Here is a 12,149-nt window from a genome sequence, read left to right on the forward strand (position 1 = left end):
TCTAATCGGTCTTGAGGACTCTTTTCATGACCGTTTTTCTTTCTCAAACTGGTCTAATCGGTCTTGAGGACCCTTCTCATGACCGTTTTTCTTTCTCGAACTGGTCAAACCGGTCTTGAGGACCTTTCTCATGACCGTTTTTCTTTCTCGAACTGGTCTAATCGGTCTTGAGGACTCTTTTCATGACCGTTTTTCTTTCTCGAACTGGTCAAACCGGTCTTGAGGACCCTTCTCATGACCGTTTTTCTTTCTCGAACTGGTCAAACCGGTCTTGAGGACCTTTCTCATGACCGTTTTTCTTTCTCGAACTGGTCAAACCGGTCTTGAGGACCTTTCTCATGACCGTTTTTCTTTCTCGAACTGGTCTAATCGGTCTTGAGGACTCTTTTCATGACCGTTTTTCTTTCTCGAACTGGTCAAATCGATCTTGAGGATCACCACGTTTTAAATGGTGGAGAACCAGGCGGTGCATTTTGGATAAACTCTACTAACGGTATGACGTAGCCCATCGCCACAAGGAATAATAGAATAATAACCCAATTCCCCCAACGCTCTGTCCAATATGGCGTTTTCGCACTATTTTCTTCCGGTTCTGCAATTGGGAATTCTGTGTTTCCTTTTGGAGCAAAGAACATTAAATGGAATACGTTATACACTTGAAGCACAACCCCGATAAATAGTAACGTTCCACCGATTGCAAGGAAGAATAAATATGGATCCCAACTCAATGCCGTACTATTTTCGAAGTAAGTTGTATAGGAAGTTCTTCTAGGTGCCCCTAATAAACCAACCCAATGCATAGCCCCAGACATGAACACCATACCAACTGTCCAAATCCACGTTTGAATTACTCCAAGTCTATTAATCTTAGGTGTTAATACACGACCTGAAACGAACGGAATTAACCAGTAGCTAATACCGAAGAAAGTTAATATGACTGTCGTTCCTACTGTTAGGTGAAAATGTCCAACTACCCATAGTGTGTTATGAACTACTTGGTTTAATTGATTAGTAGATTGGACGATACCACCTGCGCCGCCTGGGATGAATGCGATCATACCGATCATCGGAGCCAGGAAGCGGACGTCACCCCAAGGTAACTTCTTATACCAAGATACGATTCCTCTACCACCTTTTCTTCGAGCTGTTTTTTCAAAAACAGAAAACATTGCGTATGCTGTCATTAACGATGGGAAGGCAATCGCTAAACTCATGAATACGTGCATAAATTTAATTGATTCTGTAATACCAGGGTCAATGATTTGATGGTGGAAACCACCTGGAATATTCATTACTACTAATAGAATGATAACAACACGAGTTAGTGTGTCACTGAATCTTCTTCCACCGATTACTCTTGGTACGATTACATACCAAGCAGAAACTGCTGTTAAATACCATATATTTACGAGTGTATGACCAAACGCCCAAAATAGCGTTCTACTTAACATAACGTTAATGGTTTCGACCCAACCGAAAGCCCATGGGATGATCATGAAAACTTCTAACGCAACTGGAACACTGCTGAAAAATAATAGGACAAAAACACCTGTTGCAAAGTAAGAAAGAATCGGCAAGTGTTTGCCTTTATTTTGTTTACGCCAATGGGCAACATTTAGAAAAACACCGAAAGCACACATCCAAATGCCGAGTACTATGAACACTAATCCTATATAAAAGTATGGAGATGCCGCCATTGGTGGATAAAAGGTAAATAGTACGGTTGCTTTGTTTAACAAAATTGGTATAACAGCCATGACCAGTCCGACCATTTGCATCCAAAAACCAATCCAAGCCATTTTTCTTACTTTAGGAATAAGTCCACCTAATGTGTGAGAAATCGCTGTATAAAAGTAACCGATTGTAAAAAATGCGGTTAACACTAAAACTAGCAAAACACCGTGTGCGGTTAACACTTGATAATAACTAAACCATGTTGGCATTTCTAAAAGGCCCGCGCGATTCAGTCCTTGTACTAATCCAAGAATACCTCCGATTAACAATGCAATAAAAGCTACACTCAAAAACGACTTGGTTATCTTTGCATCTTCAAGAGGTATTTGTAACGTCGTTTTCCAATTCGTATTTATATTTGAAGATATGACTGGTTCCATGATGATCGCCTCCTATTTCACCGTGATGGTTGTTGCCATCAGTTGATGACCAACACCGCAATATTCATTGCATAAAACTAAATATTCACCAGGAGTGTCGAATTTTTGCGTGATTCTTTGGATATGTCCCGGTGTTACCATCGCATTCATATTTGTACCTGCCACTTGAATACCGTGAATAACATCTTTAGAAGTCATAATAAAATGAACGGTTGCACCGGCTGGAATTTCAATGTTATTAGGGGTAAAACTAAAAATTTGTAATGTCATGACTAATTCATATTCGTTGTCACCAATTTGCTTTAGTCCAGGATTATCGAACGGTGCTGTTTCGTCCACTTTTTGTGGATCAATCGTTTCCATTCCACTCGGCGGCCCCATTCCTAATGCAAACGTTTGGTAACCAGTTATGAACATTGCTCCAATTAAAATTCCGAAACTTACCACTAACCACACTACTTCATCGCGACGCATTTTCATGACTTTGACCTCCCTTAAACTCTTTCCATGTAAAGCCAGAATATTCCAACATAAGTGAGTAAAATAACGGTAGCCACTACCCCAACTGAAAACCACGTACCTATTCTTTCATTTTCTTGGACTATTTTCGTTTCGCGGTCAACCTTTGGCATCTCCATCCTAATCAACCTCCTAATCTCTTAGTCAACTTCATCTTAACTGAGAACCCCTTTCAATTAAGTGAATTTAATCACACTTTTCTGTTTATTGGAGAGGAGGTATAGAAGATCAAAAACCCTTATTATAGCAACATTTTCCACTACATATTCAACTACATTTACCAATTACAATTGTGAACACTTTTCGAAAGATGTATTTTATATATTGCTTTTAAATGTTTAAGTATTAGAATTAAAGATGTATTTAATATAAATGTTTTCATATATGAATTTTATTTATTAGAAAAGGGGTAATTGAATGACAACTTCTACAACAGCTTTAGATGCAAGAACAATTGAAATTGTAAAGTCGACTGTACCTGTTTTAGCAGAACACGGGGAAGCAATTACAAAACGCTTTTACGAAATGATGTTTATGAACCACCCGGAATTACTAAATGTGTTTAACCACGCGAACCAAAAGCAAGGGAAGCAACCACGAGCACTTGCGAATACGGTATATGCGGCTGCACAATACATTGAGAACTTAGAAGCAATTATTCCTGTTGTAAAACAGATTGCACATAAACATAGAAGTTTAGAAATTAAAGCAGAACAATACCCGATTGTGGGAAAACACCTTCTTTTAGCGATAAAAGATGTATTAGGTGAGGCTGCTACTGATGAAATTATTGATGCTTGGGGTAAAGCGTACGGAGTGATTGCAGATGTATTTATTCAAGTGGAAAAAGAAATGTATGAAGAAGCTGCAGCACTAAATGGTGGCTGGAATGGCTTTAGAGAATTTGTTATTGATAAGAAAGTAATAGAAAGCGATGTTATTACTTCTTTCTACTTAAAAGCTAAAGATGGGGAAGCTATTTCCTCTTTCGTACCTGGTCAATATATTAGCGTTCGTTGCAAAATCGAAGGTGAACAGTACACACATATCCGCCAATACAGCTTATCGGATGCACCTGGAAAAGACTACTACCGCATTAGTGTAAAACGTGAAGAAGGTGCGGAACACATTCCTGGTGGTGTTGCGTCTAACTTCTTACATGAACACATTCAGGTTGGAGATGTTATTGAGGTAACTGCACCAGCTGGAGATTTTGTGCTAGACGTTAATAGTAACGAGCCTGTTGTATTAATTAGTGGCGGGGTTGGATTAACACCGATGATTAGTATGCTGAATATGATCGCGGAAAAACAACCTGAGCGTAAAGTTACATTCATACATGCAGCAATAAACGGTAACACGCACGCGATGCATGAGCATGTAAAAGAGGTAGCTGGTGCAAATGAAAATGTTAACTATTTTGTTTGCTATGAAAAGCCGACAGAAGAAGACCGTTTAAAAGGTGAATTTGATAAAGAAAGTTTTGTAGACAAAGAGTGGTTGAAATCGGTAGTTGGTGAAAACATCGATGGCACTTTCTACTTCTGTGGCCCTGTGCCGTTTATGAAATCTGTTAATCAGTCATTGAGAAGTTTAGGAATACCGACTGAGAAAGTTCATTTTGAATTTTTTGGTCCTGCGGATCAATTGAACTAAACTTATAAAAAACAAGAGGAACAGTGTTTAGTGTACTGTTCCTCTAACTTTTCCATCAATTAATTATTCCAAATTATGTATTGGTTACGCCCTTTATTTTTCGCTTCATATAACGCTCTATCAGCTAGGGCAATTGTTTTATATAAATTATCTTCTTTGTCTAACTCTGCCAATCCGATAGAAACAGTGACTCGTATGACGGTAGAGTCCTTCGTTAGAAATTCACTATTTTCAACTTTTTTTATTAATGACTCGGCAAAATTTCGGATTTCTTCTTCATTTTCCCCTTTAACATGGATAATGAATTCTTCTCCACCATATCTTCCGACAATTGAATGTTTATTTTTTTCAAGCGTATGCTCTAAAATAATTTCTGAAAATCTTCTTAATATTATATCTCCACTAATATGCCCGAACGTGTCATTTATTTTCTTGAAATGGTCAATGTCCAACATTGCGATGTATTCTCTTTCTTCTTTCTTACTTTTAGGTGTCAATTGCACCATTTTTTCAAAACGTCTAACATTATATAATCCTGTTAAAGAATCATGTTCTGCGTAGAATTTAAGTTGTTCCTTAAGATCTATTTCTTTTTCTGCGCTTTTAATAAAAAATGCAAGAGCAAGTGTTGTTAATAACAAGGAAACATATCGATAAAATGCATATTCTGTAAAAAAAGTAAATCCATCCGGCAAAATAAAAATCATTGGCACATCTGACACAAGCCACGCGAATGTAACTATATAAAGAACTGTAGCTATACTTAATTGAGCTTTCTTCCATCTATGAAATAGTAAGGAAACAAGAATAGGCAACGTCATCCCGAAAATCACTCCAAGAATGGCACCTTCTCCTCCTATATTTAAACGCCAAAGGCCCGTAATGATTAACGTTGATATAGCATATTTCCATCCCCATTTAAAACCTAGAATAACAAGGGGGATTAATCGCAAATCAAAGCGAAATTCTCCGAAATGAATGGGAAAGTACATAATGCTTATGACGGCTAAGCTTGTAATAGAAATCATACCGACAGGAAATAGAATAGGACGTGTTAAATTCTCTCTATTTACAATTAATAGATTAATAAATAGGTGCATAACAAAAATAATTGCTATGTTGGTCAGGATCGATTGTATAGCTTCATACATATAAAACACTCCAGTATAAATACAAAAAATAAACTTCTAGAGAAACGTATCATATCAGGGAAACTTAAGCCAATCTATCGTGGAAAAATACGGGGAAAAATAATGGTGAAATTGTTAATATTTAACATTAATTGAATTAGCAAAGGGCAAGTCTCTCAGAAAGGCTAAAAACTTTCTGAAAGACTCACCCATTTACTTTCCATTATATCTAGGGGCTTGTGGGGGACTTTCCAACCACTCATATTTAATTAGTATCTCGGTTCCGTCTTCTGCATATTTCAATACTTCTTCTGACAAACGATTAAAATTAAGACCTAAATCCCGTCTCATCGTTGTAGATATCGCAACACCGTAATTTGCTACACCTTGGGCATTTAATAAACAAACTAAGTTTAAAATAAGTTTATCAGAAAAAGGCGCCTCGTTAGAATCAGTAATACCTGCATTCCAAGCAGACGGCACAGGCAATTCTTCTTTTTGTAGGGAAGTTGATAGAACGTCAATATGTTTTAAGGCAATCTCTTTTCCTCTAAGTAAGTACGCTTTTAACTCTTTGTTTTTTGTTGTTTGGATAAAGCTATTCATTAATGCGACTCCAATAGAGTTTGTAAGGATATTGTAGAAAAGATTCGCTATTTCCACACCTACAAGTGGTCGTTGCTCCCCGATCCAGCCATCGAAAAAACTTTCTCGTTTCACGGTATCGACGTTTTCTGGAACAGGTATGTATGGTGAGCGTATCCATAGGCCTTTATTTAACAGTAGTTCTCTTGATGACCTTAACGTTTGTACACCTTCTCGAATAAACCTTTCAAAGAAAGTGAAAGCATCTTCCCGAGCTAATGTGTTTAGAGCAACGGAACCAAATGTTAAGTTGCCTTTACCAAAGAACCATTGAAAATAAAGAATAAACGGGTCGGTATAAAGCCTTGTCGCGTTAAGATGAACATCTTCTTCAACTGAAAAACCAATCGGGATTGGAAAGTTTTCCGCATCAAAGATGGTTCGTATCTCTTCTAAATAGGACACACAATGTTGTAACGATTGTGTATTAACTTTCTTTATTTCTTCGTCTTCTACTATTTCATCAAAATACTTCAATAAGCATCTATTTAAACTTTGACTTTGATATGCTGACCATAAATAACTCATTTCCGTTGCGGTTAAGTTGATCTCATTCTTGTTCATTGTTTCACCTTCCTAGTAAATAACATTGGTATTAGTATTTACACTAGTAGGGAAGATTATTAAGCAAAATGAATTATATAAAGGAACTGAAGTTCATCTCGGGCAAATATTTCGTGCAAGGTGGTCTTCATATAGGAGATGAAGCTTATCTGCACATAAAAAAAACAGCACCTACTCCTTGACACGGAGGAGGTACTGGTTTTTTGAACCTTCATCCAACACTCTTCAACACTTGCTTAGTTTCCTGCTCTAGTTCAGGGTGCAAAGTGCGTACAACAGATGGCCTTGCTAGGATAAGTGTAAGGGTGATAAGAAGAACTGCTGATACGATAAGTACCCATTGAGCTGGGAGGATATCGTAAAGGAATCCGTATAACACCATTCCGAGTGGCATTAAGGCCATTGACATTGTTTCAATGATGGAGAATACACGGCCTTTGTAGTCATCATCGATTGTTTTTTGCAGCATCACTTGCAACGGTGTGTTTATTAACATTATGCACGAGCCAAAAGTAAACATAAGAATCATATAAAAGCCAACGATAAGACCATAGCTTAAATCTAGAACTAATGGGATGGATACCGATGCGATAATGAATCCTATTGAGACGATACCCCACTTTGATACTAGCATCGGAAAACGGATTTCTTTTCTAATCGAGAAGTATATGGACATTAGAATCATTCCTAACGAAAAAGCTCCTTGTGTAAATCCGAAATGTTGCGCTTCTATCTTTAACTTTTCAATAAGAATGAACGAGTATCCTACTTCAAATGCACCAAACAAGAAGTTAACCATTAGCCCTAGCCACATGATAACTAAAATGATTGGTTGCAATTTCAAATATCCTAACCCCGCCTTCATGCTTTGCCACATTGTTTCTTTTTTGTCGTGAATGTTATCTTTCACTGATGCAAAAAGTTTGAAATCCATAGTGGATTCGAGAATTACTGCAATGGTAGAGGCAACAATATAAATGATTAGGAAAACTGGGATAGAAACCGTACCGTATAACATCCCACCTACTGCAGGACTCCCTATTGAGGCAAATGATACCGCCATTTGGTTTAAAGACATTGCTCTCTGAATTCTTCCTTTATCAATTAAAGCTGTAATAGAAGATGTAAAGGCAATTCCAGAAAACGTGGACGTAAGAGATAGAATACTCGTAGTAACATAGATTGATATTAAGGATAAACCTTGTGTTAAGGTCACGATAAGAAGTCCGGCAATTGTTAAGGTGGTTGCTATTTGGGCGATGATGACAATCATCTTTTTGGAGTAGCGGTCAATGATGGCCCCTGCGAATGGGCCAACAATCGTACGTGGTAAAATACCGCAAATTAAATTTATGGCAAAACTCGCTGCTGATCCTGTTAGTTGTAAGATGTAGAAGCTAATCGCGAATGTATACACTTGCGCACCAAAAGTTGATGTTAACTTACTAATCATAAATGTATAAAGGTGATACGTGGCTCTTCTAATCTTCATTTCTTCACTCATGAAAACACCCCGTTATTTAAATGTTTAATTTAATTAAACAAATCATACCATACTCTTTACTTCCATTTCAACAAAAAGTTTAATATAATTAAACAAATAGGCATTATAAGGAGTTGTCGTTACATGCTTGGTGAACGGATAAGAAAATTGAGAAAGCAGAAAAAGCTTACATTAGAGGGGCTAGCAGGAAAAAAATTAACGAAAGGTATGCTAAGCCTTATTGAAAATAATAAAGCACAGCCATCGATGGAAAGTTTGACTTATATTGCGGAGCAGCTGGAAGTGGATATAGCTGAGTTAGTCGGTGGGGCCAATACAGAACATGTACAAGATATGTTAGATCAGGCGGAAAAGCTGTTTAGTAGTGAAGATAAAGAGGTGAAGTATAAAAAATTATTGGATCTTATTTCAGTAGAAGACCTCTCACAAGGTTATGAAGCGGCGCGGTTGCTTGAATTATATAGTTACGCTATGTATTGGGAAAAAAAAGAAGGGTGGCAGCCTTATTTGGATCAAGCAGCAAAGCTCTTTGATGAGCTTAATATTTCTTCCAACCGGGCTTCTATAGGTATTTTCCGGGCGACAACAAAATTTGTGGAGCATGACTACCAAGGTGCATTGGACATTTTTGTAAAAGAAAGAGAAGAACTGGAAGCGAAGCATTTACACTTGGAACCATTAACAAAGTTAGAGCTCGATTATCATGAGGCTGGACTACTTTTTGCGGTAGGAAAAGAAGAGAATGCTACGGAAGTGATGGAGCGAGCAATTCAATTCTCAAGAGAAAAGCGAATCTTTTACTTAGTGGATGATTTATACAGATTAGCTGCAGCGTATTCAATGGTTGCAGAAAATCATGAGAAGCGAGAATATTATTTAAAAAAATTAAGACAATATGGAGAATTTGCTGACCATGCTTCTAGCATACTGTTTTATCATTTGTTAAATATAATGACTTTAATTTCAGAAAAGAAGGAGTATGAAAAAGCTTTACAAGTCGCGGATAATTCATTAGCTGCTATTCCAGTCTTGTATGAACCTTATTTTGTACTAGAGCGTGGAAAAGCATTATTTTATCTAGGTAGATATGAAGAGGCGTTAGAAGCTTTTGAAAAAGTCGTGCCACCAGATATTCATCATCCGATTGATTTATCCTTCTTTTATGTGATTGATTGCTATAAGGCGTTGATAAAGTATGAATTTGGAGAAACATTAGAGGCTGTTAGATTAGCAGAAAATTCTGTTGAGAATTTCAAGTCGATACCGCCTTCGCTTTACAAAAAATTCAGCATGGACGTATTGGAGATAGTGAAGAAGGAGTGAGATGGCTGTCTCACTCCTTTGTTATTACATGAATTTCCCTATAAAGCTCCATACTGTGTTCCAATATGTTTCTGGGTCTACTTTTTCTGCATCCCCGTGGCCTGCGCCTTTAATGATAAGTTTTTCTTTTTCTACTGTTGCCGCTTCATACACTTCGTATAACATTTCATATGGAACGAACGTGTCTTCATCTCCGTGGATGAAGAGGATTGGTGTTTTGCTTTTTGCCACTTGGTTGACGGCAGACGCTTCGAAAAGGTCATATCCTGCACGTATATTTGTTACAGTATTGGCTGCGTTCAGTACCGGAAATGGCGGTAGTCCGAATAGGTCATCGAGTTGGTAGGTGAATACATCGCTAACAGAAGAGTAACCACAGTCTTGTACAATTACTTTAACGTTGGAAGGTAGCTCTTCTCCGGATGCCATCATGACTGTAGCTCCACCCATTGAAACTCCGAATAACACAATTTCGGCATTTGGGTCTTTTTGAATGATTTCGTCAATCCATTGTAGCATGTCCAACCTGTCATGCCAGCCCATTCCGATATAGTTCCCTTCACTGTTGCCGTGACCTCTGAGATCTGGAGCTAACACATTATAGCCTTGTTCATGGAAATTGCGGGTGTATCTTGTCATGCTGGATGCTCTACTCGTATATCCATGTGCAACAATTGCCCATTTTGAGTTGGCTTCTTCATTTTCGTAGATGTAACCTTGAAGTTTTAACTGTTTTTTGTCGTTAGAGATGATGGATGTTTCTGTTGGTGGGTGGTCTAATTTAAATTGATTATCTGCTTGCTCTGCTACCTCCGCAACGTCAGCCATAACCGCCACACTTTCTTGTAAATGTGGATTGTCTTCCATAAACTCTTTTTCGTCTTGGGCATTTAAAGCATAATTGTAAAAATAGTTTCCGATAGCACCGTATGCAACGAGTAAAATTACTAGAACAATAGACGAGTATATAATTAGTTTCTTTTTCATCTTTTTCCCCCTATATATGTTTTATTATGTAGTAAATAAGTACTTTATAAAAGTATAAAATATATTGAGTAAAAAATTTGTTTTATTTACAATTTTAGGATGTATTTTTTTGTATATGAAACTATAATAGTTATAAGCTTCTAATTTTAAATTGGAGCAATACATATAGTGGGAAAGTACTTTGAAGCGTTCAACAGAAATGATTTTGGCAGTTATTGGTATTGTCTTGAGTGGGCTTTTATCCATGATTGGATTTTTGGTAAATAGCCTTGCAACAAACTCAGACTTTCAAGATTCAATGAAGGATGAACTAGCAGCTGATCCTGCTTTAGCAGCAGAAGATTTAGAAGGTTTCTTCGGCATGATTGAGTCTGTAGGGCCTACGCTTATTATTGTTGGAATTGTGTCACTTATTTTAGGATTAGTTGGTACTTGGGCGATAAAAGGTAATAAAAAACCTATTCTTGCAGGTATCGCTCTTATTCTTGCAGCAGTTGTCATAACAGTTGGAACAGTTGGATTTGGGTTCTTACCTGGTTTACTTTTCTTGATTGCAGGAATCATGTGTTTCGTTAGGAAACCTAAGGTAGTAACTCCGGAAGTTTGATGAGAAACGGGGACGGGGTTTGATTCTCATAAAGATTAGTAACCACCACTTTAATAGACAATCGTTACAGAAGCAACTATTACTCTAATAGTTGCTTTTTATTTTTCTTAATTCCCACCAAAAGCTTGGGGCCTGGCACTGAAATCCGATGACCATGCTCATTCCTTCCACAAACGCATAGGATAGTTTTATGAAATGTGAAAGGATGGAGGAAAAATGCACCACTCTCATTATTTGTATCCGTATCAAAGTTTTTACTCGTCTCAACCGTCTCAACATCCCTATTATGTGAATGTTCCTAACTATGAAAGACAGTTAGGCCACTGGACTCACCCTTATGTAAACAACTCTTATCACCAATACTATTGCCACCGTTATTCGAACGAAAATGGAGGTATAGCATTACAAGATTACGGCCCAAATCCGTTTGTTGTGGATATCAATAAAGCAACGCTTCAAAATGATACTTTCCGTACAGCTTTATGGACAGGATCACAATTTCAAATTACATTGATGAGCCTTAATGTTGGCGAAGACATTGGATTAGAAATGCATCCAGATGTTGATCAATTTTTACGAATTGAACAAGGAGAAGGAATTGTTCGGATGGGGAATAGAGCAGATAACTTAACGCTACAGCAAGAAGTTTATGATGATTATTCCATCGTTATCCCTGCCGGAGCTTGGCACAATCTAACGAATACAGGTAGTACGCCACTGAAACTTTATTCCATCTACGCACCGCCGAATCACCCGTTCGGTACGGTTCACGCAACGAAAGCTGATGCCGAGGCTGCGGAAGAACATGACCATACAAATGGGAATACCGTTGTTTTTGGCAAAACTCCAGAAGAATGGGTGAAGTACACAGAGTTTTTGGTAGAAGAAGGGTTAGAGGATGTGCAAAGAGGAATAAATGCTACGCACATTCTTCAAGAATTTATTCTAATGGGCGTTCTAGTAGGCAAGGGCTACTCCCCAGAAGAAGCATACGAAACAGTTGAACGCTGGGAACAAACAGGAGAATCGAAACTTCTTCAGCAAAGTAAGAATATGTAGTGAGGATATGGTGGATTTTAGGGGGCAGGGCAACTACTCCT

General features: G+C 37.7%; 10 protein-coding genes and 1 pseudogene. 4 read left to right on the plus strand and 7 right to left on the minus strand.

What is annotated here, in order from left to right; all coding sequences use genetic code 11:
- Positions 1–434: 434 nt before the first annotated feature.
- The 3 genes from CDZ92_RS13810 to CDZ92_RS20080 are packed head-to-tail and all read right to left on the minus strand — an operon-like array spanning position 435 to position 2,752.
- Positions 435–2,114 (minus strand): cbb3-type cytochrome c oxidase subunit I, encoded by a 1,680-nt coding sequence (locus CDZ92_RS13810; RefSeq protein ID WP_096155779.1) that lies wholly within the window; start codon positions 2,112–2,114, stop codon positions 435–437.
- Positions 2,115–2,126: 12 nt separating this feature from the next.
- On the minus strand, positions 2,127–2,594 hold the full coding sequence (locus CDZ92_RS13815; RefSeq protein WP_096155780.1) for a cytochrome c oxidase subunit II: 468 nt from the start codon (positions 2,592–2,594) through the stop codon (positions 2,127–2,129).
- A gap of 14 nt (positions 2,595–2,608) precedes the next feature.
- Positions 2,609–2,752, minus strand: a complete 144-nt coding sequence (locus CDZ92_RS20080) for a hypothetical protein (protein WP_157842795.1) — start codon at positions 2,750–2,752, stop codon at positions 2,609–2,611.
- 298 nt (positions 2,753–3,050) lie between these two features.
- On the opposite strand from CDZ92_RS20080, the gene hmpA reads away from it, so the two are divergent.
- Entirely contained in the window at positions 3,051–4,289 is a 1,239-nt protein-coding gene (gene hmpA / locus CDZ92_RS13820) for an NO-inducible flavohemoprotein (protein ID WP_096155781.1), read from the plus strand.
- Positions 4,290–4,348: 59 nt separating this feature from the next.
- Here hmpA and CDZ92_RS13825 read toward each other — a convergent pair whose 3' ends face one another.
- The 3 genes from CDZ92_RS13825 to CDZ92_RS13835 all read right to left on the minus strand — a co-directional run bounded on the left by CDZ92_RS13825 (position 4,349) and on the right by CDZ92_RS13835 (position 8,132).
- Complete coding sequence (locus tag CDZ92_RS13825) at positions 4,349–5,440, minus strand: GGDEF domain-containing protein (RefSeq protein ID WP_096155782.1); 1,092 nt, start codon at positions 5,438–5,440, stop codon at positions 4,349–4,351.
- Positions 5,441–5,632: 192 nt separating this feature from the next.
- A complete protein-coding gene (locus CDZ92_RS13830) occupies positions 5,633–6,628 on the minus strand; it encodes a DUF3231 family protein (protein WP_096155783.1) in 996 nt (331 codons plus the stop codon).
- 211 nt (positions 6,629–6,839) lie between these two features.
- The gene (locus tag CDZ92_RS13835) at positions 6,840–8,132 is read right to left on the minus strand and encodes an MFS transporter (RefSeq protein ID WP_096155784.1); all 1,293 of its coding nucleotides are present in this window, start codon (positions 8,130–8,132) and stop codon (positions 6,840–6,842) included.
- Positions 8,133–8,255: 123 nt separating this feature from the next.
- Between CDZ92_RS13835 and CDZ92_RS13840 the strand changes: the two genes are divergently transcribed.
- Positions 8,256–9,455, plus strand: coding sequence for a helix-turn-helix domain-containing protein (locus tag CDZ92_RS13840; protein ID WP_096155785.1), 1,200 nt, complete (start codon positions 8,256–8,258; stop codon positions 9,453–9,455).
- Between the two features lie 24 nt (positions 9,456–9,479).
- Here the strand turns inward: CDZ92_RS13840 and CDZ92_RS13845 are convergent, their stop codons facing one another.
- Positions 9,480–10,442, minus strand: coding sequence for an alpha/beta hydrolase (locus CDZ92_RS13845; RefSeq protein ID WP_096155786.1), 963 nt, complete (start codon positions 10,440–10,442; stop codon positions 9,480–9,482).
- Between the two features lie 181 nt (positions 10,443–10,623).
- On the opposite strand from CDZ92_RS13845, the gene CDZ92_RS13850 reads away from it, so the two are divergent.
- Both CDZ92_RS13850 and CDZ92_RS13855 read left to right on the plus strand, forming a co-directional pair.
- A complete protein-coding gene (locus CDZ92_RS13850; protein WP_227521552.1) occupies positions 10,624–11,049 on the plus strand; it encodes a DUF4064 domain-containing protein in 426 nt (141 codons plus the stop codon).
- 216 nt (positions 11,050–11,265) lie between these two features.
- Positions 11,266–11,853 (plus strand): annotated as a pseudogene (locus CDZ92_RS13855) (cupin domain-containing protein); the annotation flags it as partial.
- Positions 11,854–12,149 lie beyond the last annotated feature (296 nt).

Origin of the sequence: Bacillus sp. FJAT-45066, from assembly GCF_002335755.1 — a bacterium.
GTDB lineage: Bacteria > Bacillota > Bacilli > Bacillales > Bacillaceae_I > Bacillus_CD > Bacillus_CD alkalisoli.